Origin of the sequence: Nocardia sp. alder85J (genome assembly GCF_020176955.2) — a bacterium.
Taxonomy (GTDB): domain Bacteria; phylum Actinomycetota; class Actinomycetes; order Mycobacteriales; family Mycobacteriaceae; genus Nocardia.
In genome coordinates this window covers 205,647-230,791 of record NZ_JAIUCZ020000002.1, presented here as the reverse complement: position 1 = coordinate 230,791, position 25,145 = coordinate 205,647, and the positions used below count along the sequence as shown (strand labels likewise).

Below are 25,145 nucleotides of genomic sequence, written 5' to 3'. Positions count from 1 at the left end.
TCGTATGGACCGCTGGGAACGGGAGGGACTGCGCTCGGCCAACAACGGGTTGCGCAATCAGATCGACCACGTCATGGACGATTTCGAACGGCAGCGCGACAAGCTCGGCGAGGTGTTCACACAGCTGGAAAACCTTCGGCTGCAAGCCACTTCGCAGGACGACCTGGCCGAGGTGGTGGTCGACGGGTCCGGGGTGGTGGCCGAGGTGCGGCTGTCCGCGGCGGCGATGCGGTCCACTCCGGAGCAACTGGGCCGGTCCATCACCGAGGCCGCGCGGGCGGCCGCCGGACTGGCCGCCGCCCGCGTCCAGGACCTGACCGCGGAGCTCACCGCCGACCTGGAAACCCTGCCTGACCTGCCGGATTTCGCCCCGGAGGCGCCGAGCCTGCGTGAGGTGCGAGATTGGTTCCGCGGCACCGGGCCGCAGTGACGACGACCCGCCTCGGTTGCCGCCGCCGCGGCGCCATGGCCGCCCGCGCGGCGAACTCCGCTACCGCCCGGTGCTGATCGAGGCGCGCTGTGTGGCGGGATCCGTTGCCGGCGTAGTGGTTCCGGACAACGACGGATGTTCGGTCAGTTGCCCGTGGGCGTAGACCACGTCGCGCAGTACCTGACGGCTCGGGTTCTCGGCCAGGAACAGCACCAGCTCGTTGCACCGGCGCTGGAAGGTCAGCGCGCGCAGGGCCGCGAGCTCCGCGACGTCCCGGCTGCCTTGCTCGGAGCGCAACTCTCCCAGGGGAATTCGGGAGACCTCCAGGCGATGGGTGAGCGCCGTGGCGGCCAGCAGGGCGTCTGCGTCGCGGAGTTCGTCCCACTGCTCGGCGGCGACCTGCCGGCCCCGGCGCAACACCTCCAGGATCCGGCCGCGCAGCTCCGGCACGCCGAGCGCGGCCACCGGCACCTGACCGGTCCGCGCCACCCGGCTGTGCCCGTCGCGCGCGAATTCCCGGCAGCGGCGCGCGATCGCCTCGGCGGGCAGCTGCTCGACCCGGTCCAGCAGCGGTTGCGCGGCGGCCAGGCCCAGCCGGTCCACCAGGCCGGGACCGGGTTCGGCCAGGTTCATCTCGGTGGAGGCGGTCACCTCGCCCTCCATCGGCACCTCGCCGAAGGCGGCGCGCAGCGCGGTGGCGATCGGCAGCGAGGAGGTCAGCGCCGCCAGCCGGGCCCCCGAGCGAGCCCCCCAGGCGAGGGTGAACTCCGCCAGGATGCGGGCCGGATCGGCCACCCCTTCCCAGCCGGAACCCACCGACACCTCCCACAGCCACGGCGTGGACACCTCGCGCGGCAGATACAGGCCGGTCGGCAGCCAGCCCCGCCCCTCGGTGGAGGTGACGAAGGCCGACAGTCCGCCCGGATGCCGCAGCACCGCCACCGACCAGTCCGGTGCCAGCGCGGAATCCTCCACGGCGGCAAGGATTCCCGCCAGCAGGGTGCGGGCCAGCACGAAATCCCCGTTGACCCGCTCACCGAGCAGGAACGCCGGGGCGGCGGCCGCGATCATCGCGGCGCCGACGGCCTCCCGGACCGCGTCGGAGCCGTCCTCGTCGTCGGAGCCGTGGCCGTGGGTGTCCTTCGGTGATGGCGCCGATTTCCCGGGGACCACGGGGACCTGGCCGGGATGTCCGGGCGATCCGGCCGCGCCGGGCGCCGTGACGCGGGGCGCGGCGGTGCCGTGTGTGGCCCGGGCGTCCGCACCCGGATGCGTTGCCGCCGCGGAGGTTCCGGCGGCCGCCGCCGCAGCGGCAACGCCCGGATTCACCGCGGTGGCCGCGGCCGGGAGATCGCCCGGCGGGGCGAACACCGCCGGATGATTCAGCGGTGCCGCCATACCCGCCGCGATGCCCGCGGCGAGATCCAGTGGTGACAGCTCGCTCTCGACCGGAAACCCTTCGGGGGCACCGAGTTCGGCCCCGGGGCCGGCGTGCCCGGCGGGTGGCTCCACGCCGCCGGCCTGATATCCGCCACCGGGCTCCGCGCCGACCTGCCCACCCGGCTCGCTCCGCTGGAACGATCCCGGGTCGTATTGTCCGGCACCGGTTTCCGCGGGCTGCTCGGAGATGTCACCGGACGGTCCGGGGGACTCGGCATAGTCACCGGAGTCCGCGCCGTCGCCGGACCAGTTCGCCGCCGATCGCACCGAGGCCGCGCCGACGTAGCCACCCGAATCCAGCGGCGCCACCACACCGCTCGAATAGTCGTTGTACCCGGATCCGTTGTCGTATCCGGAACCGTTGTCATAGCCGGAGCCGTTGTCGTACCGGGAACCGGTGTCGTAGCCGGAATTGCCGGCGTACCCGGAACCGTTGTCGTACGTGGTCGTCGGGGAATTCGTCGGCATCCCGTCGAGTCCCGGCATGTCCGTCGCCATCCGATTCAGCGGATCGCCCTGCGGATCGAGCATGTTCAGCAACAGATTCGCCAGCGCCGACGGGCCCGAACCGGGCGGCAGCATGCCCGGCTGCCAGAGCCGGGGATCGTGGAACAACTGTTGCAGTGGGTTGTCGCGCCCACGCGGGCCGCCGTGCCCGTTGACTCGAGTACGCGGACCCGCACCCCCGCCGCCGTGCAGGGTCCAGGGACTCGGCTGCCCGAGCAACTCGGCGATCAGCGACAGTCCCGGCATACTCTGCGGCGTGATGGAATTCCGTGCCGCGGTGACGATGTCGTCGACCTCGGCCGCGGCGCGCTGTTTGATGCCGTCGACGGCGGACCGGACCTGCTGCTCGTCGGGTTCGGAGCCGTCGTCGGGATTCTCCGCCTTGCCGATGTTCGAGTCCGCCGCGTCCACGACGTCGAGGATGCGGTGCCGGGTCCGGTACACCAGCCCAGACATGTCGGAGAAGGTGTCCGCGGCGGCGTTCATCGCCCGCTCGTAGGCGCCGAGATGGCCCTGCTGCGTGCGCATTCCGTCCTTCACCGGCTCCAGGCTCGCGCTCGACCGCACCCGGTCGCCGAAGCCCCGCCGCGCCTGATCCACATCGGACAGGTCCAGATCGCCGGCGGCGGTACGGGCCGTGGACTCGAGCCCGTTCCACGTGTCGGGACCGATCTCCGGCCAGTTGTCGCCGACGATCTCGTCCCAGTACGGGCTGGTGTGCGGAGCCATCCGCGGGTCAGACCGACTCGGCGCCGGTGACCGTGGTCCCGCCGAAGATGTCCGTGCCGGTCAGCGCGTCCACCGCGGTGACCGTGTCGCGGAGGATCATCCCGGTGCGGCCGTCGTCGGTCCGGACCGAACTACCGAAGGCGGACACCATCCAGTTCAGCTTGCCGACCAGGTCCCGGTCCAGCGGCGAACTCGCCCGCACCGGCACCGTGAAGTCGTCCACGGTGCCGGTGACCGATCCGGTGAACGTCGTCGCGGCGACGCCGAATTTCCCTGCCGCTCCGACCACCTCGGTCGCCTCGTCGATATCGAGCTTGTCGACCATGCTTGCTGTCCCGTCTGTGGAGGGGTGTGGATCTATCAGGATCCGGCGGAACCGAATTCGGCCATCTCCATGGCCCGGTAGGCGGCCTCGGTGGGCAGATCGAACGAGTCGATGGTGTAGGGGCGGGTGCCGTTGTACTCCATCTCGGCCCGCAGACCGACCCGCGACTTCAGATGCGCCAGCCGGGCGATCCGGACGATCTCGGTGGACAGCCAGGTCTCACCGTTCTCGCAGGCGTCATCGGTGATGTGCATGCCCACGATCTCCCCGTCGCGGTTGCACGCCACCCCGACGCTGTTCTCCGGATTGAAGACCTCGTAGATCATGTGCCGCCAGTCCGGTTCGGCGGACCGGTCCTCGAAGTCGTCGAAATCGTGCACATCCGTCACCTGAACTCCTACCTGCTCACGCCGGGCTCCGCCGCGGCCGATTCCAGCTGCTCGGTCAGCAACGCCCAGCCGCCGTCGTCCATGGTCAGCACCAGCCGCAACTGCCAGAACCGGCTGCCGAGATACAACTCACCACTGCCGTCGCTGTCCACATCGAGATGATCGGCGCCCTCGGTGACCGGGTTGAGCGTGACCGTCGACGCCGGCGGCTTGCGATCGTCCACCGTGAACAGCATCGCGCCGCCACCGGGGATGAAGGTCTGCCGGCACCGGTTTCCGGCCGACACCGCCAGTCCCCCGCTGTTGGTGGAGATCGTGATCTCGGGATTCAGCAGCAACTGCATGAGCCAGGCCCGCGCGATCGGTTCCGGGCGAGAGGCGTTGACCCCCAGCGCATACGCCACCGCCAGGTCGACGACCAGCACGGCCTCCTGTGCGGTGACGCCGACGACCACCAGCCGCCGGGGCGTGCCGGTGGGATACGGCAGATCGTCGGCGGCGAAAGTCTGTGTCTCGGCGCCGATCCCGCCGGAGGGGTAGGCCGTGACCACGCCGGTCGCGACCGAGACGGTGTAGGCCGCGACGGGTGCGGCGGACCGGTCACCCACGCCGGTGAGCCGGACCAGTCCCTCGTCGTGCAGCCAGCGGATGGTGTCGGCGACGGTGACCTCACCCGGCGCCGTCATGAGCTCTGTTGCGCGGGAGCCACCGACTCCGGCGCCTCCCACGTCTCGTTGTCCATGACGGTCCGGTACTGGAGTCCGGCGTCGGCGGTGCTCTCCCGGATCGCGGCCATGATCTCGGTGACCAGTTCGGCGCCGGTGAATGTCGCGGCCACGCCCGGCGCCAGGTACAGCCCGGTCAACCGGCCCATGGCGTCGACCTCCGGAACGACGGAGCCGCTCGGGGAAGGCCGGCGGGCGCGGATGCCGTCGATGCGCTCCCGCAGATCGGCGATCCGGTGCCGCAACTCCCGGGCGGCGTCCAGCGCGGCCTGCACATCGGGATGTATATCGGTCATGCGTTGCCTCCGGATTGGGTCTGATTTCCGATGCCCGGTGTGGTCGGCGGCGTCACGGTCGGCGCGATGGTCGGCTTCTCGCCGATCACCTGTTCGGTGAACGGTGTGTCGTCGACGTACATCAGCCGATCCGGATGCCAGGCCACCACCCGGTTGCGTTCGCCGCCACTGCCACCGGCGCCGCCCGCACCGCCCATACCACCCATCGGCATGTACGGCATGTACGGCGAACCGCCTGCGGCGGTGGCGGATCGCGCGGCGGTGGTCGCCACGGCCGCGTCGGGCACCGCCGTCCTGGCCGCGGTGGACGCCACCTGAGCATTGAGGCCGGCGGTGGTCGCCACCATCGGCATGGTGCCGACGCTCACGGAATCGGCGCTGCCGCCGCCACCGAAGTCGGAACCGCCACCCCCGCCACCCCCGCCGCCGTCCAGCGAGCTCGGGATGATCGGGGAACCGTAGTCGCTGCCGAGGCCGGAATCGCCCAGGGCGTCGGCATTCTGGTCCTTCTGCCCGGCCAGCCCCTGCAAACCGCTGGCGCCCTGGCCCATCGAGCTCATCAGACTCTGCAACATCTGCATCAGGCTGCTGATGTCGCTGGAGCTGCTGGAACTGCCGCTGCCACTACCGGTTCCGGTGGTGCCCGTCGTGGTCCCGGAGGTCCCGGTAGAGCCCTTACCGGTCCCGGTCCCGGAGCCGGAGCCCAGTTTCGAACCCACGGTGGAGGTGTAGTCGGTGAACGCCTGCTGCGACTGCGCCATCACCTCCTGGTAGTGCGCGAGCGCCTTCGCCAGCCGGACCTTGTCCTTGCCCTTCATCGCGGCCAGCAGCTCCTGGCGGGCGGCCTGGATCTCCTGCGGCGTGGGGTGCCTGCTCTTCACCGTGCTGAAGGCGTCGGTGTAGGCGTCGATGTTGTCGGCCAGCCCGGACAGGTGGGAACCGTACTGGCCCAGCGTGTTCAGATGCTGCGCCACCTCGGTGGCGGCGGCCGACGCGCCGGTGGTCCAGTTCTCCAGGATGTTCGCCGCATCGCCGAGTTGCCCGACCGTGGTGGCGTAGACGCCGCCGAGGTAGTCCCGGATCGAACTGGCGAAGCCGGTGGCCGGACCGATTCCGGGCCCGGTGTGCAACTGCTGGGCGAAGGTCATCGGATCGACGGCCCCGCTGCCGGTGGCGCTCACCGGCGCCTGCCGGAAGTCCAACGGGCTCACCGACGACACCGGGTTGGTCAGAATGTCACCGCCGGAACCGCCGACGATCTGCCCGCCCTCGGAGTCGGTGGCGGTGTAATTGCTTGCCGACGTACCGATCTTGTAGGCGGTCTGGTGAATTCCGTTGAGGGTGTCCAGAGTTCCGTTGAAGATCGACTCGGTCTGCCCGTTGAGGAACGGTACGGCGGCCGCGGACACCGGATCGGCCCCCGCGTGCTGCACCCAGCCGGTGGGCAGCGAAAAGCCGGTGGTGCCGGCGGTTCCCGCGAGCGCGGACGCCACGCCCAGCAGCTCCTGCGGATCGACGTTCAATTCCGGCACGACAACCTCCTCTCCCGGTCCGGTTCTCGACGGTCGGATCCCGGCCTAGGCCGGGGCCGCGACCGTCGGCGCCGCGGCCGCCGCGGTGCCACCGGACGGATCGCCGGCCACCCCGGTCGTACCGTTGCCGGTCCCCGAGGTGTCGGTGGCATTGCTGACCTCGATCCCGTTGGGATGCTGGAATCCGGTGAACTCCCCGAATTCGCCCGTGGCGCCCGACATGTCGGGGGCGAAGGGCTTCAGCTGACCGTCGACGATCACATCCAGCGTACCGTCCGTCCCGGAACCCATCACGCGAACGATCGCGGTCGCGTTCTCCCACGTGGCGATGTCGCCGGTCATCAACTGGTACGGATCGACCCGCGCGCCGATCTGCTTCTTGTCGGTCCACTTCGCGGACGTGCCCGCGTACGCGGTCTGGGCGTCGGTGTCCTTCTGATTGCCGAACGCCGCGTCCAGAGCCTTTGCGACAGTGACGGACACCTTCTGGGTCTGGCCGTCGGGGAAGGTATAGGTGACGGTGCCGTCGGGCCCGGGGGTCCGGCCGGCGGGCACGTTGTTCGTGGGCTGATCCGAGGTGGCGCCGCTGGTCGGGCCCTGCGCCGGCGCGGCCTGCGACGAACTGGACTGGCCCGGCTGGGTCTGCTGCTGCGTGGGCTGCTGCTGCGCGTTCTGCGGGTACTGGCCGTACCGGTCGCGGTACGGGTCGTTCGCGTACGGGTCGGTGTTCTGGGTCGGATCGGCCTGCTGCCGGTTCAGCAGTCCCGACATCAACATCGGCAACAGGCTGTCCATCATGGAGCCGATACCCGGATCGCCCGCACTGGTGCCGGCGCTGGCCGGGGTCGCATTGCTGCCGGTGTCGGTGCCGTACGGGTTGGTCCCGGTGCTGCCGGTACCGGTATTACCGGTGCCGTACGGATCGGTCGCCGTCCCGCCGGTGGTGGTTCCATTGCCGGTGGTGTTGCTGGTGACCGGCGTGTAGCCATCGTACGGATTCGAGGAATAGGGGGAGGAAGTGTACGGCGAGGACGTGGTCGGCGAGTAGTTCGAATACGGCGAACTGGTGGTCGGCGTGGCGGGGGTGGGTGTGGTGGGGTCTGTGGGCGTGGGCGTGTTGGTCTTGACGTTGTTCGCCGCCGTCTGAGCTTCCGTCTGGATACCGGCCGCGTCCTTGGCGTACGTCTCGATCGCATCCGCCAGATAGCCCGCGACGTACTCGATCTCGGTCTCGTTCGCTTTGTCGGGCGGATTCCCGGCCTTGGCCGTCATATCCTCGAGCATGGAATTTATCGAGCCCTTCAACGCCGTAGCCTGATCGCCGTACGTTTTCACGGTGTCGATCACGGTCTGGTCGGCCGTATTCAGGTTGTCGGCGGATTTATTCACATCGGCGACTATCTGACCGTAGTTGACCAACAGCGCCTCGGCCCCCGTCAGCTGGCTCATGTCCGGATTGAAGGCCCGCAGATTGCTCAGTTTGGGTGTCGTCTTGCTGGCATTACCCAGGCCGTAGTACAGATCACCGACATTGTTGTACAGTTGCTGAAAATTGTCTTTCAGCGTTCCCGCCACCTCGGGCGTGACTACGTAGTCCTGGTCGTTCTGAACCTTCTGCCCGCCCTTCTCGAGCGTCTCGATCTGCTGTATCAGCCCAGCGAACGAAGGAATCCACAGGTCGGCAAGTGGCATCGTTCACCCTCATGCAGACTTTGTATAGTGCAACTGTTCGACCGGAACGCTCTGCAATGCAATGGTAGCGGGGCTGCCGTTACCGTTACCGGCCCCGGATCCGGTCTGCGGGTTCGAGTGGCTGGTGTTGAAATCCGCCCAGACCGTGCCACCGGCGCGGCCCAGAGTCTGCCCGACGTACTTGAAATCGGCGAAAGAGTGCGTTCCGTTCACCAACCCGGTCCTCAGATTCGAGACGATCGACCCGGCCGGATCCCTGGCGAGATTCTTGATCGCAGGTATCAGCTCTTTGATCCCACCGCTACCGACGACATGGGACATCAGGGGATTCATGGACCTGGTGGCGATCTTGGTGCCGATACTCGCGAGCCCCTTACCGATCCCACCACCGATCATGTCGTACATCGCCCCCTCACCACCGGCCTTGACGACGTCGCCGAACCCGTGGATATTGCCCTCGATCGCCTGGGAGGCGATATTGCCGATCGCGCCGCCGATCAGACCGCCGGCGCCCGGGAGAATGATATTGCCCGCGATCGGCAGAGCGGTACTCACGGCCACCGATGCGACCGTCTTCAGGATCGATCCCCAATGCATCAGAGCACTCCTGTTCCATCGATATGCGACCGACAGGCGCGCCCCAGCAGCAGGTCACGGCGCCCGGAGCTGCGGCGCGTGGACGATCCACGCACGTCGCGCATTCTGAGCACCGTCACTATCGGGTTCACCTTCCAGTGGAGCACGCCCCCGTGAGGAGGCTGCGATCACCTGCACTCCACCCCGGCGTACGGGGTCTTGTCTCGACGACTTCATTCTCTTGGATTCCCATCCGTGGGAACGACGTCCGCACGGCCCGGGCAGCCATGATGGGAGGGCCGGTTGCCACCGCCGCAGACCGCACCGGCGTCGGCCGCGATCAGGAGGGAGGTACCCGGTGCCGCTCCGAGATGGATCCACCGTCGAGTACCGCCCGGTCGCGGCGCCGGGATGCCGCCGATGACCCAGCCCCGGGACACCACCGAACCCGAGGCCGGGCAGGCCGTTCCGCCGCCGCCCAGCGCAACGACCGCGACCCGGCAGCGCCCCCGTGCCCGCCGCGGGACTCCGCGTCCGCCGAAGCCCGCGGCCGCGGCCCCGGCCCCGGCCGCCGCCGAGAACGCCGCACAACCCCCACGGGCCGGTACCCCCGCCGGATCCGCCCCCAGCTCCGCTCCCCTCGGAACCGATTCCGGCGCAGCGGCGTTGGCGGGCAGCGCGGGCATGCTCGGGGCGACCATGATGGCGCTGTCCTCCATCTCGGCACAGTTCGGCGGCGGGCAGCCGACCGCCGAGACCGGGCAGCCCTATGCCCCACCGACTCTGCCGAGCGATGCCCCCACGGTGCCCGTGCTGTGGGACGGCAACATCGGCAGCGGATACGGGGCCGCGTCCGCGACCCGAGCCGGTGGCGCGACCGCGATGGAACAGCTGAATGCCGAACTCGGGCAACTGCTCCGGGGTTCGACGGACGACACCGCGCGCGGGCGGGCGGCGATGGCGGCCATCCTCGCCGACGTGGACGCCGCGATCACCGCACTCGGTCCGCTCGAGAACACCACCACCGGAAGGCAATTGCTGTCCTCGACGCTGTCCAACGCGTTGCAACGAGCGAATTCCACTCTCGGACAAGGACAATCGACAGCGGGTGTCACCGCAGACAAGGTGCAGGCGCTGGCCGACCACTATCTCCAGTCAGCGAACCGTACGGGCGGCGGATATGCCGGTGCGGCAAGAGGATCCGGCGGCCCACCGCTGGCCCGGCCGTCCGGGCAGATGGGGCAGTGGATCGGCGATGCACTACAGATCCTGCAAGCCAGCGGGGTCGATCCGCAGCTGATGGACCCGGCGGCGATCGCGGCGATCATCGACCACGAGTCGGCGGGCAATCCGAACGCGATCAACAACTGGGACAGCAACGCCGCGGCCGGACATCCGTCGAAAGGCCTGATGCAGACCATAGATCCGACGTTCAACGCCTACGCACTGCCCGGGCACACCAACGTCTGGAATCCGGTGGACAACATCATCGCCGGAGTCCGGTACGCCATCCATCGCTACGGTTCGCTGGACAATGTGCCGGGCATCGTGAACCTGCACCACGGGGGCCATTACGTGGGCTACTGAGATGCGCTCACGGCTGGGGCACAACTGATCTCGCGCATGATATTCCCGTGCGTGCCGATACCCTGGGGTTGTCCCATGATCCTGAACACACGGCGCAGGCGCTGGGCACGGTCATCGAGCGGCTCACCACCGTCACACACGACATCGGTGACGCCTCGTGGATGCAGTGCAGCGTGTTACATGAGACGACCCGTCCACATTCCGAGAATGCCCGCCGGAGAACTCAACTCCAGCGGCTGGCCGCGAAACTACTGGGCAGACCGACGATTTTCACGACGTCGCCGGTGTGCGGGGCCTCGATGCACCGGCCGTTGCCGATGTACATCATGACGTGCCCCGGACTGCCGTTGTCGAATTCGGCCGCCGGGAAGATCAGGTCGCCGGGCCGGATGTCGGCCGGGTTCACCTTCGGTAGTTGCTGGTACTGCTGGGAGGCCGTGCGCGGGATGGCGACGCCCGCCGACGCGGCCGAGTACTGGGTGAGGCCGGAGCAGTCGAACGAGTTCGGCCCCTCCGCCCCGTACACGTACGGCTTCCCCAACTCGCTCAACGCCGTCGAAATAGCCCGCTGCGCAGCCGAACTCGCCGCCGAACTCGCCGCCGGGACGTTGACCTCCGCCTGATAGTCCCGGCCGGAGACGTTGTAGACGTACTGCCGGGTGAGTTCGTTGATGGCGGAGGCCGCATCCGCCGCGGAGACGCCGGTGTTGCCGGTGATGACCTGGGCATCGTGCAGGGCGGTGGCCAGCAGCGCGTGCACCCGGTACTGTCCGGCGACGCTCGTCGCGTCCGGACCGACCTGGCTCAGCGCCGTATTCACCTCGCCCAGCAGTCCGTTCACCGCCGACCGATTGGCCGTGGTCACACCGCCGAGTTCGTTGATGTAGTCCACCAGCTTGTTGTCCAGGTTGCCGAACGCGGTGGAGACGCTGCGCTGATAGATCTGCTTGGCGTTCAACGCGGAAGCGGCCGAGGAACCGGACGGCGCGGCTCCCGCCGAGGTCGTACCGGTCCCCGGCACCGTGGTGACGCCACCCGTCCGCGGCGCGGTGGGGTCGCCGTTGCCGTGGGTGTCGGCGAGGTTCTGTAACGCCTGCCGGGCTTGTTGCGGGGTCGAGCCGCTCCCGCTACCCTTCCCGCTGCCCAGTCCGGACATGGCCGCGGCCAGCATCGGCAGCATGCCCAGCATGTTCTGCGCCGCCGTATTCGGTGGTGCCGCAGCGGCCGACGCCGACGGTGTACCCCTCGATCCGGCGTCGGGTGCGGTGGCGGCCGGTGCGACCCGGCCCGCCACCGGCGTCGCATAGTCGTTGGCGGCCGGTGCGGCCGTCGCGACGGGGGCCGAATCCACCACCCGGCCGGATCCCGAACTCGCTGCGGCCGTTCCGGTTCCGGTCCCGGCGGCCGTCACCCGCTTGTTTCCCGTCCCCTCTCCCGGCTGGGCAGCGGTACTCGCGGCCGTCTCGGCGACACCGACTCCGGTCGGACCGCCCGCGACACCCGGGTCCCGGGCCGCATCGACCGACCCGGACTTACCGGAATCCTTGGCGATGAGCGGATCTCCGGCCGCCGCGACGCTGCCGTCCACCGGGGCATCGCCGGCGCCGGTATCGACGTCCGACGTGCCGGTCAGCGGAGCACCGGAACCACGGTCGACCGAATCATTCTGCACGGCAGTCGGATTCGCGAGTGCTGTGGATGTCTCGGCAGCCCCGGGCCCGGCGGCCGTGCCCGCATCCGACCCGCTCGCTACATCACCACCGGACTGCCAGGGATGACTCGGCCGGCTCCGTACGGTCCGCACCGTCCACGGCGTACTGACGGCGACCGAATCCACCGCCCCCGCAACGGCGGCCGCGCCGGCATCATCGTCGGTCCGGGTAGGCGTCATCAGGATCCGCCGAGCACCCGCTTGACCCGGACGTCCTTCCCGGACGGCATCGACTGCTCGGTCAATCGGCCCGAGGACGAGTCGAATGCGACCACCTGCCCCCTGCTCACAGCGATGCCGACCTTGGTCGGCGTGTAGTTCTGATACCCCCAGTAGACGAGATCCCCGGCGGACACCGCCGAGGAATCCACCCGCTGACCGCAGAGCGACTGGGCGGCAATGGTGTTCGGCAGCGCGATCGGAGCGCTCGGGTCGGTGGCCGGGCACGCGGTACCCGGCACCGATCCATAGGTATTGTCCGACATCCCGGTGCTGCTTCCCGTGGTCGATACCGACGTGGGGATACAGCGTCCGGTGCTGGACACCGACGATGCCCCGTACACCACGCCGACTGCCGCCAGCGCCGGATCGCTGACCGTCGAGCCACTACCGGACCCGCTCGTACCGGACGGGGGGTTCAGCAGCGCCAGCGCGAGCTGCTGCGCACACTGGGCCGACGACCCGGCGTTGGCGGAGAACAACGCGGGCAACTGATAGGGCGCGGACTTCATCGCGGACACACAGGCCCGCTGCCAGTCCGACACATCGGTCTCCCCGGCGTCGAAGGTCAGTGAGGCGTACGGGTTGGTGGTCGGAATCTCCGTGCCCTCCAACGATTCCGCCCCCGTTGTGGGAGCCGCCGCGGTGGTGGCGGTTTCGGTGTCCGAGGGATCCGGTCCCACCGCGCTGTCACACTGATAGTGGAAGTCCGCCGAGCCCGAACTGACGATGCTGCCCGTGATCACCGCCAGCGCCACGAAGATCCCGCCGAGTGCCCCGATCACGCCGATCCCCACCCAGATCCAGGCCGGCATCAGCGCGAACAACACCAAGCGTTTGATCATGGCGGCCTTTCTGCGAGCATCCGGGTCCGATCGTCACTACCCCAGCGACTCACAGCTCGCTCTCATCATTGTCCGGCATGCCCACCAGCGGGAACCGATCATCGCCTGGGATGGATCCAGCTGTCGACCGCGCCCATCCGCTCGCGCGCCGGCGGATCGGTCATGGTGGTCGGCCCCAGCCGCGACGGCGGTAGCCGCTTCCACAGATCCGGATCGAAGGAGTCGGTGAGCTGAGCCTTCACCCCCTCGTTCCGAAGCTCACGGAGCAGTTGCAGATCGCGCGGATCGGCAACCCACGCATCGGCCTTCTCGAGGATCCGGCTGGCGTGTTCGTTCGACAGGAACGCTCCGATGCGGCGGGCCCCGATCCCGTCCACCGTGAATGTGGTGCCGTCAGCGAATGTGAGATTCCCGGCCGCTGAACTGCGGCCCTTGATGCGGGCGGTCAGCTCTTTCATCCTGTCCTCGTTCGGATCATCGAGATATTCGTTGATCCAGCGCTCCTCCTCCGCTGTCACGCCCTCGACGCCGCCAGGATTCGCCATCCTGAAGGTGTAGGCGGCCGACTGGAGTACACCCATCGAGGCCGCGACCTGCTCGGGGGTCGCATCACCGGCGAGGTAGCGCCGCACGAGGTTGTCGCTGCGCTCGGTGGCGGCGGCCACCCGCGCCAGTCGTTCGTCACCGAGTTTGAAGCCGTCGGCGATGCGCGTCACCGAACCCCATTCGTTGACGACGTGTCGCATGACCGATTGGTCGGTGAAGCCCGCACCCATCAGCGCACCCAGGAAATCTCCCTGCCCGGCTCCCACATCCGCCGCGTGCTGCAGGGCCGCGGCCGCGCCGCGCATCGTGTTGAGACCACCGTAGGCGCCCGCGCCGTCGCCCGCGGCGTCCGCGAACAGTTTGCGGTTCAGATAGGACTGTGTGTACCAGCCCTCCGCGGCACCGAATCCCGGATTTCCCCAGACCCCCCACTGCGCCAGCAGGGACCGTCGCTCCATGCGGGAGTACGGCGACAGCGGATTGCGCGTCTTGCCCCACAGCCAGGCCGTGGCCGGCGATCCGCTCACGGTGCTGAACGCGCCGAGGGTCGCGAGCATCCCCATGTGCATACCCCGGCTGGCGCCGATCTGCCCCATACCGATCGCCGTACCGGAACCACCCGAACCACCGCCGCCCTGCCGGGCCATGCCGTTCTGGATCGCCAGGGCGAACCGGTTCGCCACGAAGTCGTTGCCCTTCTCCAGGCTCTTGGTCAGCCGCTTGAGCTGGAAGATGGCGATGATCTCCACGATCGCGCCGATGACGAACACCGCCATCACCTGCCCCTGGGCCTGCTGGAACAGGTCACCGAGGAACAGCAGATAGACCCCCAGGAAGATCACCTGCGCGGCCATCTTGGCGCCCGCGAACAGCGAATGCACGACATTGCGCACCAGGAAGGTCTGCGGCGCCCCGTAGATGAATCCCGCTGCGGCGAAACCGAATATCGCGAGAATGCCGTGATACACCGAATCCAGCGCCGACCAGATGATCTTGGTCGACAACACCACCGCGAACAACAACAGCAGCGTTCCCGCCAGCAGCAGCAACAACCCGGCGCCGATCTGGCCGACGCTGGGACTGTTGGCCGAGCTGAAGGCCGCGCCGTCACCGCAATTCTTCATGCCGCTGCGCACCTGGTCGCCGTTGGCGGCGGCCATCCCCGAGGTCCACGCGGCCCGGCAGGCCGCCGAATCGTCGACCACATGTCCGAAATTCCAGACCTGCAACGGTTTTCGCGCGAAATTGTCGGCCATGTTCTGCTGAATGGTGATCACGAGCTGAGTCGGATTACTGGTGCTGGCGCCGTTGAGTCCGGCGGCCACCTGGATACCGAGATTACGGCCCTGCGCCAGGGTCCCGTCCGAGGACAGCACGTCGGCCAGCGGTTCGGCCAGGAACAGCGGGCCGAGCACGGCGACCATGATCATGGTCGCCACCTGCATCACCGATTTCGCGTAGTACCCGCGAATCCAGAACCACGCCACGAAGAACGCGCCGAAGGTCGCGGCCGTCACCAGCACGATCGGCAACGCGATCTGACTCGTGAGGGAATTCGCCACCGCGTGCATCGGCGAGGCGAACAGATCCAGCCACTTGAAGCTGAGCGAGTAGCCGACGATCCAGATCCCGGTGGTGACGATGATCAGCCAGCCCGCGAACTCGATGGTGATCACCGCGGCCAGCACCGTCGTGAACGGATGCAGCAGGCTACCGTCGTTGGTGGCGAACGAATAGTTCGACAGCAGCACCCCGGAGGAGTCCTTCACCCCCATCCAGCTCAGCGCGCTGTTGATCGAGGTGGTCGTCGACTCCGTCGTCGAGGTGGTGGTCTGCGCGGTCGCCACCGCGCCCAGGATCGCGGGCACGACGAACAGCAGCACGAACGCCACCACCAGCCGCACCGTCCAGCGCCGCCGCCGCGTCGCGAAAAGCCAACCGCGACAGCGCCGCACGACCGCGGGCAGGCGCCAGTACTCGAAGTCCCACGAGTGGGGGCCGGAGAACCGGCCGACGGTATTACCGATGGTGACCATGACTCATACCCGTCGATCCAGTGCCCGCATCGCCCCCGGCGTACTGGTGATCGCCGCGGCCCGGTCGACACGCGCCGGCCCCAATACCTTGCCGCGCCCGATGCGGTTGAGCGCGTCTCGCATGAACATCTCGCCACGCCGTTCCTCCGGCACCGATCGACCGGGGCCGACCGGTGGCGAGGTCTCCTCGCGCAGCACCTGCAACAGGAACGGCGCCTCCTCCAGATCCACACCGAGCCATTCCAGGCTGTTGCGGGCCAGCGTCTCGTCGCGCTGCCGGAACACGAAGCGGTTCGGGATCAGGTTGTGCGCCGCGCCCTGGAAGTCGGCGGCCGGATCGTGGGAGGCCAAACCGATGGCGGCCAGATGCTTTCGGCCGTCGCGGCTGAAATCGGAGGTGACCGAGGATCCGACCTGGGTCTGGGTGAAGTGGTGCGCCTCGTCACCGACCAGCAGCCCGAAGCGGCCGTTGTCGGTGAGGAACGCCTCCCGCGCCGCGACGCCGACCAGTTCGTACAGCGCGGTGCCGAGCCGTTTGGTCAGCGGCAACCGGGCATACAGGTGTGGTGTGGTCAGTTCCTCGGCGCTCGGCAGCGCCAGATGGTGGCTGCGTACCACCGTCGCCGACGCGTCCAGCCGCAGCGTGGGCAGCCGCGGATCGAACAGCACCGGCACCCGGTCGACGACGGTGCCCATCCGCGCCGCGAGGTCGGCGTACTCCGGTCCGTATTGCGGATCGTCGGACAGCCGCCGCACCACCTGGAACATGTCCAGCAGACTGCGGATCCGGTGCTCGGCGATCCCGCGCGGGGTGAGCAGATTCGACGCCGCCGCGCCCGCACCGGAGGTCGGCGACAGATCCAGCAGCGGCAGCAGCGAATCCAGGGTGCGCTCGCCCGCGATGCGCGGATCGAACAACCGCAGTGGATCCAGCGACACGGTCGGATTGGCCAGGTCGATGATCACCGCGTCGTCGATCGAGGTCGCGAAGTGCTCCCACTCCCCCACCTGACTGCGGTCGATCGCCAGGAATTGCCCGCCCATATCGTGGACGAGGACCGCGATCAATTTCAGGAAATACGATTTGCCGGAACCGAGTTCACCGGTGACCGCGAAGGACGCGGACAGGTCGTGCAGCGCCGCCTCCATGATCCCGAAATGGATCGGCTCGAAATTGCCGGACATCAGATTGACGCCGATCACCGGCCCGGAATCGTCACCGATCTGGCTGGTGATGAACGGCACGAAACCGGCCCACATATCCGAGGGCACGATATGCGCGTAATCGTCGAAGGCCCGCCGCGGCGGGCTGCCCGGAATCAGCATGGACCACAGGTCGACCTGCGCGCCGACGGGGGCGGTGAGGTCGATCTGGAAACGCTTGTAGCGGCGCTTCAGGGTGTTCACCGCGTCCATCGTGATGTCGCGGCTCGCACCGCCGACCGCGACGACGGTGGTGAACGAGACCTCCGATTCGGCGCCGTTCACCTCGAAGTGCTGGTTGTACTCGCCCAGCATCTGTGCCTTCGACATCAGCGTGTTCTGCGCGAAGGACACCTCCTGGTCGCGCTGATCCATCTGCTCGCCGAGTCGCCGCAGGCTGGTCTCGTTGTGCTTGAGCACCTGATCGGCCGACCGGGTGGACACCCGGATGCCCCAGTCGACGGTCACGTTGCCCAGGCCCTCGAGCACGTTCAGGAATTCGCTGCCGCCGGGAAAGGTCATGCCGGCGTAGGGAAACGAGTGCGGGGTGAGCATCGACTGGTAGGAGGGCATGAATTCGAAGTCCGGCTGCACCACCTTGACCACCGGCACGAACGACGGCCGCAACCGGTTCTTGTGGTCGGCCTGCGCGCCCTCGTCCAGCGCGGCGGACCGGAACACCGCCGCGGTCGCGTCGTCCAGGGTGCCGGCCCGGGTGGGCGCGATCGGATCGCCGGCCGCACCGCGGGACAGGTAGTGCTCCCACAGCCACTGGAACAGCGCCGCCGGTACCGGCGTCGGATCGAAATCGCCGCCGATGCGGGACAGGATCTCGTCGGCCTTGTCCTGGTACGCATCGAGTTCCGCGCGGGACAGCGCGGTGGCGTCGATGGTGGTGGTGCTGCCCCGCCACATCCGCGACAGCGTGGAGATGCTGCCCGCGTTGGCGGCGCCGACCGGGATCGACAGCAGGTAGATCCGGGTCTGCGGCACGATCGACCGCACCCGCTCGTACGAGGAGACCACCTCGTCGGCGTAGTCCTCGCACTCGTCCAGATCCACCCCCTCGACCATCTTGCTCAGCACGTCCAGGGTGTTCAGCCGGGCCTGGATGCCCAGCAGCAGTGAACCGTTCGGCAGGTGGTTGATCAACGCGTGGTGCGCCATCTTCACGTCGAACTTGTCGGACGCCTTGCGCAGTCCGTACCCCAGCGGGCTGATGAAGTAGGTCGCCGTCACCAGTCCCGAATGGGTGAACTGGAGATTGCCGCGGATCGCCGCGGTCGGCTGGAGATCCCGATCGAAGGCCATCAGGCGCGCCCTCCGCTCAGCGCGGCCGGGCGGGCCGCGATCGATTCGAGGAACAGCCCGTTGGTGCGGGCGCCGGCGGCCTGGCGCTCCCGCACCCGGCCGTCGGGCAGGATCACCACCACGGTCTCCTCGATGAACAAGGTTGTACGCGAGGAGTCCTCGACATCGATCGGCATGCCGGAGGCCGAGACCGGGCGCCGGCGCGCCAGCAGCCGGGCCACCCAGAACACCCGGGAACTCAGCCGCACCCCGGTATAGGGCACCAGCCCGAGCGCGAACACCGTCAGCACGGTCAGCGCCAGCCCGGCAATGAAGGTGATCGCCGGGTTCAGCGGGAACGTCATCGAGCACACGGCGGTCAGCAGCAACAGCACCACCGCGGCGCCGACCTGCGGCAGCGTATAGGGACCGAACGGCAGCTTCTGCCCGTTCTGGGCCTTGCCGATCATGGTGGGCACTCGCTTGATCGGCGTGAACACCTTGATCACTTGGCTCATCGGTACCCCCCGATCGGCTGCCCCGGAACGAGCGTGGTGGCGTCGACCCGGGCGTAGTTCACGATCGACGGCAGCACCCAGAACACCACCGCCGCCACGATCGCCGACCCGGCGACCGCGAGCACCTTGCCCGGCGAGAGCTTGGCCTTGGCCGACTCCGAGATGAGGATCGCCATGCTGGCGATGGTCAGGATGATCAACCCGATCCAGCGGAACGCGACCAGAATGTTGTACAGGAGGGTGGCGAGGTTGGTGCCCATGCGGAGGGTCCTTTCCGATCGGTGTCCGGATCAGTTCTGGGTGGCAGGCGGCACCTGGACCGCGCTGGCCGTCGGCTTGGCCGCACTCGACGCCGCCGCGGCGTCGCGACCGGCCTGCTGCCCGGTGACCACGGTCATCGGACTACGCAGGTAGGGAACGGAATCCATCGCCTGCACCTGCCACTGGCCACCGGTGCGCACCATGGTGAGCGGGAACGCCAGGCTCGGGGCCACCCCGCCGTCGGCCTTCGGATTCACCGAGGCCAGCACGTGCGCGGTCGCCGAACTGGCCCCGCATCCGGAATCGTCGGCCATCACGGTCGCGACATCCATCGCCGAATAGGGCGACGGGTGCAGGGCCGTGATCCCGGAATCGGGGGTGACGTAGCGGGCCACGTCGCCGTTGCCGGCGGCGTAGGCGGCGAGGAATCCGGCCGCCACCTGGGTCAGCGGCGTATCGGGTGAGCAGGTGGTCTGGTAACCCAGCATCAGGTCGTCACCGCGCAGCGGCGGCCCGACCACCTCCGGCAGCGACAGCGCGCGCAACCGGCCGTCGGCGACCGAGACGGCGACCCGATAGAACTGCTTGTCGCCCCCGATCGCCGCACCCTTGGCAACCCGCACCGAGACGGTCACCGTCCACACGTCCAGCGCCTCGCTCGCCGACATCCGCGCGGCATAGACGACCTGGCCGTCGGTGATCTGCCGTCCGATGGACGGCAGCGTCACCTGCTGGCCGCTGCTGACGTACTCCGCCAGCTTGTCCTGCTGCCCGGAGGTCGCGCTCAGATAGGTGACCACGAAATCGCGGGCGTACGACTGGGCCAGCTGCTCGTGGGCGATTATCCGGGTGGTGGAATCCTCGGACGGGCCCGGTGGCGGGGACGAGAAGAAGGAGAGAATCGCGTGACCGCCACCGAGTACGGCGAGCACCGCGAACACGCCCACGAGAATATTGTCCCGACGGCGCCGTACGGCCATTCGGCGAAGTAATTCCTCGCCGGAATCCGCAGTTCTGCCAGACACTGTCAGCACTCCCGAAATGGTAGAGCGAATTCAATTTCGCTATTCGTTCATTTGTTCCCAACGCTGGGAGTTCCGGCCACCGGGGTGGCTCAGTAGGCGGGGCTGCGCTTCATCCGGCCTGCCAGCCAGTGCCACAGCTGTTCGTCGTAACCGATCGGGGTGCGATCGGGGTCGGGGACGGGTCGTTGCGGCAGCGCTACGGCCGGGGTGTCGGCGGCCCGGACCACCTCGGCGATGGTCAGCGGCCGGCTCGAGTAGCCCGGATACGGATACAGCAGCAACGAACTCGGCGTGTAGTCGCCCGCGTAATTCAGCGTGCGCACGGTGATGCCGGCGGTATCACCGGCGCGCAGCCGGGTGCCCAGTTCGATCAACCGGCCCCGGTCCTCCGGATGGAAGACGTCGACCGGGCGGAACAGGTAATCCCATCGAATCCAGGGCGCGGGATCGGTCAGCCAATGCGAAATGCTGGTGTGCTCCAATTGGATCACCGCCAGATGATTACCCGCCCGGCGATGCGCCTCGCGCAATCCGACCCGTTCCAGGGTCGGCCACTCCAACGGCGTCGTCGGCGAGGTGACATCCTCGATCAGCCACCACGCGCCCTGGGCGCGCTCGTCGTCGCGGCCGCGCATGCTGATCCGCCAACGCCCCGGCCGGCCGGTGCCGGCCAGCAGGTTCACCTCGAATTGCATCTTGTCGCCGGGCTTGTGGTCGTACAGCAGGTCGAGTACCTCGGCGTGCCGATCGAAACCCACGGTCCGATAGAAGAATTCGGCGATCGACATCCGCGGCACGTATTCCTCGACGGCGATCCCCGGCATCCGGGTGATGCCGCTGGGCAACTGGATGGTCTGGGTGGGCAGATCCCAGATCGCGCCCACCACCATCCCCGGCTCGGGAATGCGAATCCCCGCCGGGCCCAGCCACATCCGGATGGCGTGCACCGCGCCGGTCGGCCCGAACACCGGCCGCAGGCGCAGCAGATGCGGGCCGGCGCCGGTGGGCACCCGCAGGTCGACATCGGTCGCCCCGGTCAGGCACGACTGCAACGCCTCGCCGATGCCGGCGGTGTTCAGGCTGTCGTAGAAGGCCGGGGTCTTGGCGAGCAGCCGCTGGAGAACCCGCTGGACACCGGCGAATTCGCGTGGGGCGTTACCGACCGACGCGACCGTCATGGTGTCCGGTGTCAAGGTCTCCACCGTCACCCACGGGATCACTGCGCCATTTCGCATCGCACTCGTCCGCATCCGCCCGCTCCGGGTCTCGACCTCGGAGCCTCCAGCTAACGTATCTAATGTACCGTTAGATAGCGGTTCATTCAATAGTGGGAAGGACCGAGCCACCTCTCTACCTTCCACGGCTTCGCGGCAACCGCAACACGGACCGCCGATCCTTAACCTGCCGCTAAGGTTCCCGGCATCCGTGCGCGCCGGACCGGTGCCGGGAACAGCAGAACGCCCGGGCCACAGCGGGTCCGGGCGTTCTGTGTATCGACGTCGATCAGTCCTGGTTCGCGGTCACCGCCAGCACACCGGCACCGGCCAGGACGCCGAATTCGCCCAGCGGCGAGAGCACCACGCGCAGGCCGTGCAGATAGCTGGCCCGGGCGTGGGTCGCCACCGCCTCCTGCATCGGCTGCCACAGCGCCGAACCCGGTTGCGCCAGTACCCCGCCCACGACCACCAGATCCAGATCCAGCAGGGCGGCCACCGACGCGATGGCACGGCCCAGCGCGGTACCGGCACGGGTGAGGGCAGCGACGGCGGCCTCGTCACCGGTGCCGGCGGCCGTCACCAGATCCGCCGGAGTCGTTCCGGTCCAGCCCTGCTCGCGGGCGAAGCGGACCGCGGCGAGGCCGCCGGCGACCGCGTCCACGCAGCCGCGGCCGCCGCAGTCGCACAGTTCGTCGAAGCCGGGCACCAGCACGTGGCCGATGTTGCCGGCGTTACCGGTCCGGCCCACCACCGCGAAACCGCCGACCGAGATACCGCCGGTGATGTGGTACGACGCCGAGATCGACAGTGCGTCCATCACCTGGCCGACCGCACCGAAGTTGCGCTCCGCCAGCGCGATACACACCCCGTCGATACCGAGGCGGACCTCCGCCGACGGGAACAGCCGGCGCATCTCCTCCACGATGCCGAAACCCGCGCGCCACTCCGCGATGTCGCCGGGGGCGATCACCCCCGCGGACATGTCGATCGGGCCGCTGGAGCCGATGCCCACCGCGGTGACCTGCTGGCCGCCCGCGGCCTTCAGCAGCATTTCCCGGCACTGCTGCCAGGCCCCGCGCGCCGGGGCCGGAGCGCGCAGGACGTCTTCGTCGTCCACATCGTCGTCGAGGCGGCTGACCGCGAATCCGGCCGAGCCGATCTCCAGAGCCAGCATCGTCATGAATTACCCACCGTCACAGAAGTCCTCATCGTTCGCGGCCGTGGTGCGGTCAGCACGCAGCGGTGCCGGTGGGACGCAACGGACGACCGAGAACGAGATGCCGCCGCGGCGTCGCCGGGGCCGGTTCGACGGCCTGCGGCCGTACCCCGTGCCGGATGATACGCAGAGGACGACGGTTGTCGACCGAATTGGTGCGGTGGCAGTCCAGATTTTCCACGACCTTGCCCGCGCTGTCATAGGCGACGGCCGCCCAGATCACCGCGCGCGGCCCGTCGCCGCGGGCGATCAGGGCCTGCGCCTGCCGGCCGCACTCGGCGAAAAGCGGGCAGCTGCGGCAGGTTTGGACGGCGATGCGCCAGGAATCCGGGGTACCCACATCGAGATCCCAGGTGTTGGGGCTACCGGCGCACGGCGGCTGTTGTCTCGACTGCGCGGTCCGCGCGGCGCCGGTCTGGCTGCCCGCCGGGGCCGTCGGCGTGCCCGTCGCCGGGCGGCCGGTGGACGCCGCGCGGGTGCGGCCGTTGGCTACCGTCGCGGCGCGGCCGGCCGGAGCCGGCTCGGGAGCGGACGCGGCGGTGCCGGAGGTAGGAGTGAGAGGTGCGTGCGAACGACGCGTCTGAATCGCTGGTACGAGATACCGAGTGGTGGTCATGGCCGTCTCCGGTGCCGAGGGTGCGCATGACGAACAGCGCGTCCCAAAAGTCAGGCGTCGTCAGGGCTGCTCGACAGTCCCCGGTAATACCAACGCTCTACGTCGGTGAATCGAACGGTAGTCCACCTCGCGCAATGCGGCAACCACTTCCGCCGTTATGTAACGGTACGTTGACAAACCCTTTCCAAGCTACGTATCGTCATTTAACGAGTCGTTTCCCTGCGGCTCATTTTCTGCGGCAACACTACGCAGCACTCGACAGATGGGGGGTGCACCCAGGTGGCGGAATACACGATCGATGAGCTCGCGCGGGCGGCCGACACCACCGTGCGTAGCGTACGCGTGTACCACGAGCGTGGCCTGTTGCCCTCACCCGACGTTCGCGGCCGGATCGGTTACTACGGCGCCAATCACCTGGAGCGCTTGCAGACCATCAGCCGGCTGCTCAGCCGGGGCATGAAACTCAACGGCATTCGCGAACTGCTGGAGGCGTGGGACCGGGGGGACGGCCTCGCCGACGTGCTGGGTGTCGCGGACGCACCACCCACCGCCGACGCACCGGACCAGCTCGAGCACCATGCGCCGGAACTGCCGGGCTACCTCCAGGACGCGCTCGCGAGCAGCGACGACCCGCTGGACGCCTACCGGCTGAACAACCCCCGCTGCTGGGATCTCGCGAGCCGGCTGGTCGACGCCGGGCTCCCGGTGGCCGTGACGTTCGAACTGGTGGAGCGGTTGCGCACCGACGCCGAACGCCTCGCCGACGACCATGCCACCGAATTGTTCTACCACCTGGCCGGTCACACGTACGAGCAGTCCGAGCGGACCTCGCGCGACCGGGCCAAGCTGGAGACCGATCTCGCCATCACCCGCCTGATCGTCACGCGTGCGCTGGACGAACTGGTCGGCCAGGCCTTCGAGCGCCGCGCCGAACTGCCCGCCCCGCCCGCCAATCACCGCGCCTCGCAGTAGATTCCGCGCCACACGACAGACGACGCCCGCGCCGGGCACCACACCCGGCCCACTGCCGCCCGCACGACCGCATCCTCCACCGTTCAGCCGCCGGCCGTGCGCACGACCGGTCCTTCACCGGAACGCCACCCCGCCATCGGCCACGTCGTCAGCTCGACCACCGCTCGGCCGCGCGTCGCGCGGACCGGCTGTCGTGGTAGCCGAGCAGAGCCGCCTGCTCGGAGCGCGTCAATTTCTGCTCGGCCACGGCCTTTTCGTAGCGCTTGCGGCGCGCGCGATCCAGCTGGTCGCGCCAGCTCGTCTCGTATTCGGCCAATCGGCGTTGCAGCGAACGGGAACTCATCAGCATGTCGCGGGCGATCTGGTCGAGAGTGACCGGGCCGCGGTCCAGTGCGGCCGTCAGCGCCGCGACGAAGGTGTCGAGCCAGGTGGTGGGCCGGGTCGGCGGTGGGAGCGTGGCGGCGAATCGGCGCAATACCTCCGCCAGCCGCGAATCGGCCGTCCGCATCGGCAGATTCAGGTCCGCGGCATGGAACACGACGGTGTCCGCGGGTGCGCCGAACTCGATCTCCGTGGTGCCGAAGGTCTCCACCAGCCGGTCGTGATGACGCGGCGCACGCTGGCGGAACGCCACCCGCGCCGGATTCACCGGACCGTCGACCACGAGCAACCGGGTGCGGGTGAAGATGGCCGCCAGCGCGAACTGCATCGCCAGCTCCCGGCCCCGGCCGGCGCCGTCGATCAGCGTGACGTCGAAGGCGACCTCGGTCTCGGACTCCGGGCCCGGATCGAATCGGAAGTTGGTGCTGATCGCGCCGATGAACGGACCGCACACCGACAATCCGTCACCCAGCGTCGCCGCGGTCGAGAACAGGTAGTCGTACAGACCCAGTTCGCCGACCACGTACCGTTCCGCCATGATCATGGCGATGTCCGGATCACCCAGCCCGTGTTCGGCGGTCTCCCAGGCCCGCAGATACCGCTCGCTGTCGATGCGGGCGCCGTCGGCGGCCGTGGACCAGCCGGGAAAGCCGCACTCCAGCGACACCTGCTCCGGCGACATCCCCCACTCGATGGCCCGGCGCATCACGAAACGCGGCAGCAGCACACTGTCGGTGGGCCGCAGGTCGTCACCGGCACCCTTCGCCGAATCCACCGGCTCCGACATCTGTGCCACCTCCGCCACGACCCACCATCCCCAGCGGGACGGAACTCCACCACAAGTCGCCGGTACAACGCCAT

22 protein-coding genes are annotated in these 25,145 nt (G+C 68.6%); 3 read left to right on the top strand and 19 right to left on the bottom strand.

Annotated elements, in window-relative coordinates:
• Positions 1-4: 4 nt before the first annotated feature.
• The gene (locus LBW94_RS07435; protein WP_225057462.1) at positions 5-430 is read left to right on the top strand and encodes a YbaB/EbfC family nucleoid-associated protein; all 426 of its coding nucleotides are present in this window, start codon (positions 5-7) and stop codon (positions 428-430) included.
• A 60-nt stretch (positions 431-490) separates the two neighbouring features.
• Here the strand turns inward: LBW94_RS07435 and LBW94_RS07430 are convergent, their stop codons facing one another.
• Genes LBW94_RS07430 through LBW94_RS07395 form a run of 8 tightly spaced genes read right to left on the bottom strand, consistent with a single transcriptional unit; the run spans position 491 to position 8,662 of the window.
• On the bottom strand, positions 491-3,106 hold the full coding sequence (locus LBW94_RS07430) for a hypothetical protein (protein ID WP_225057461.1): 2,616 nt from the start codon (positions 3,104-3,106) through the stop codon (positions 491-493).
• 7 nt (positions 3,107-3,113) lie between these two features.
• Positions 3,114-3,431, bottom strand: a complete 318-nt coding sequence (locus LBW94_RS07425; RefSeq protein ID WP_225057460.1) for a hypothetical protein — start codon at positions 3,429-3,431, stop codon at positions 3,114-3,116.
• A gap of 35 nt (positions 3,432-3,466) precedes the next feature.
• On the bottom strand, positions 3,467-3,820 hold the full coding sequence (locus LBW94_RS07420; protein WP_225057459.1) for a hypothetical protein: 354 nt from the start codon (positions 3,818-3,820) through the stop codon (positions 3,467-3,469).
• A gap of 8 nt (positions 3,821-3,828) precedes the next feature.
• Entirely contained in the window at positions 3,829-4,506 is a 678-nt protein-coding gene (locus LBW94_RS07415; protein ID WP_225057458.1) for a hypothetical protein, read from the bottom strand.
• Positions 4,503-4,841, bottom strand: a complete 339-nt coding sequence (locus LBW94_RS07410) for a hypothetical protein (protein ID WP_225057457.1) — start codon at positions 4,839-4,841, stop codon at positions 4,503-4,505. Before LBW94_RS07410 ends, LBW94_RS07415 begins: the two co-directional genes overlap by 4 nt.
• On the bottom strand, positions 4,838-6,373 hold the full coding sequence (locus tag LBW94_RS07405) for a PPE domain-containing protein (RefSeq protein WP_225057456.1): 1,536 nt from the start codon (positions 6,371-6,373) through the stop codon (positions 4,838-4,840). The genes LBW94_RS07410 and LBW94_RS07405 overlap by 4 nt, the downstream gene beginning before the upstream one ends.
• A 45-nt stretch (positions 6,374-6,418) precedes the next feature.
• Entirely contained in the window at positions 6,419-8,065 is a 1,647-nt protein-coding gene (locus tag LBW94_RS07400) for a hypothetical protein (RefSeq protein ID WP_225057455.1), read from the bottom strand.
• A 9-nt stretch (positions 8,066-8,074) separates the two neighbouring features.
• Positions 8,075-8,662, bottom strand: coding sequence for a hypothetical protein (locus LBW94_RS07395; protein WP_225057454.1), 588 nt, complete (start codon positions 8,660-8,662; stop codon positions 8,075-8,077).
• 399 nt (positions 8,663-9,061) lie between these two features.
• Between LBW94_RS07395 and LBW94_RS07390 the strand changes: the two genes are divergently transcribed.
• Positions 9,062-10,228: a transglycosylase SLT domain-containing protein gene (locus LBW94_RS07390; protein ID WP_225057453.1), complete on the top strand. Its 1,167-nt coding sequence runs from the start codon at positions 9,062-9,064 to the stop codon at positions 10,226-10,228.
• Positions 10,229-10,451: 223 nt separating this feature from the next.
• On the opposite strand, the gene LBW94_RS07385 is transcribed toward LBW94_RS07390, so the two are convergent.
• The 10 genes from LBW94_RS07385 to LBW94_RS07340 form a co-directional block, all read right to left on the bottom strand.
• A complete protein-coding gene (locus LBW94_RS07385) occupies positions 10,452-11,900 on the bottom strand; it encodes a C40 family peptidase (protein WP_225057452.1) in 1,449 nt (482 codons plus the stop codon).
• A 218-nt stretch (positions 11,901-12,118) separates the two neighbouring features.
• On the bottom strand, positions 12,119-13,003 hold the full coding sequence (locus tag LBW94_RS07380) for a hypothetical protein (RefSeq protein WP_225057451.1): 885 nt from the start codon (positions 13,001-13,003) through the stop codon (positions 12,119-12,121).
• Between the two features lie 98 nt (positions 13,004-13,101).
• Positions 13,102-15,585 (bottom strand): hypothetical protein, encoded by a 2,484-nt coding sequence (locus LBW94_RS07375; protein ID WP_225057450.1) that lies wholly within the window; start codon positions 15,583-15,585, stop codon positions 13,102-13,104.
• A 3-nt stretch (positions 15,586-15,588) separates the two neighbouring features.
• Positions 15,589-18,099, bottom strand: coding sequence for an ATP-binding protein (locus LBW94_RS07370; RefSeq protein WP_225057449.1), 2,511 nt, complete (start codon positions 18,097-18,099; stop codon positions 15,589-15,591).
• A complete protein-coding gene (locus tag LBW94_RS07365) occupies positions 18,099-18,596 on the bottom strand; it encodes a hypothetical protein (RefSeq protein ID WP_225057448.1) in 498 nt (165 codons plus the stop codon). Before LBW94_RS07365 ends, LBW94_RS07370 begins: the two co-directional genes overlap by 1 nt.
• Positions 18,593-18,856 (bottom strand): hypothetical protein, encoded by a 264-nt coding sequence (locus LBW94_RS07360; RefSeq protein ID WP_225057447.1) that lies wholly within the window; start codon positions 18,854-18,856, stop codon positions 18,593-18,595. Before LBW94_RS07360 ends, LBW94_RS07365 begins: the two co-directional genes overlap by 4 nt.
• 30 nt (positions 18,857-18,886) lie before the next feature.
• The gene (locus tag LBW94_RS07355) at positions 18,887-19,804 is read right to left on the bottom strand and encodes a conjugal transfer protein (RefSeq protein WP_225057446.1); all 918 of its coding nucleotides are present in this window, start codon (positions 19,802-19,804) and stop codon (positions 18,887-18,889) included.
• Between the two features lie 167 nt (positions 19,805-19,971).
• Positions 19,972-21,117 carry a GAF domain-containing protein gene (locus LBW94_RS07350; RefSeq protein ID WP_225057445.1) on the bottom strand — a complete coding sequence of 382 codons (1,146 nt, stop codon included), beginning with the start codon at positions 21,115-21,117 and terminating at the stop codon, positions 19,972-19,974.
• A 268-nt stretch (positions 21,118-21,385) separates the two neighbouring features.
• Positions 21,386-22,279, bottom strand: a complete 894-nt coding sequence (locus tag LBW94_RS07345; RefSeq protein ID WP_225057444.1) for an ROK family protein — start codon at positions 22,277-22,279, stop codon at positions 21,386-21,388.
• Positions 22,280-22,328: 49 nt separating this feature from the next.
• Positions 22,329-22,931 (bottom strand): hypothetical protein, encoded by a 603-nt coding sequence (locus tag LBW94_RS07340; RefSeq protein ID WP_225057443.1) that lies wholly within the window; start codon positions 22,929-22,931, stop codon positions 22,329-22,331.
• Positions 22,932-23,210: 279 nt separating this feature from the next.
• Here LBW94_RS07340 and LBW94_RS07335 point away from each other — a divergent pair, with 279 nt between their 5' ends.
• Positions 23,211-23,903, top strand: a complete 693-nt coding sequence (locus LBW94_RS07335; RefSeq protein ID WP_225057442.1) for a MerR family transcriptional regulator — start codon at positions 23,211-23,213, stop codon at positions 23,901-23,903.
• A 148-nt stretch (positions 23,904-24,051) separates the two neighbouring features.
• Here the strand turns inward: LBW94_RS07335 and LBW94_RS07330 are convergent, their stop codons facing one another.
• A complete protein-coding gene (locus tag LBW94_RS07330; RefSeq protein WP_225057441.1) occupies positions 24,052-25,071 on the bottom strand; it encodes an AraC family transcriptional regulator ligand-binding domain-containing protein in 1,020 nt (339 codons plus the stop codon).
• Positions 25,072-25,145 lie beyond the last annotated feature (74 nt).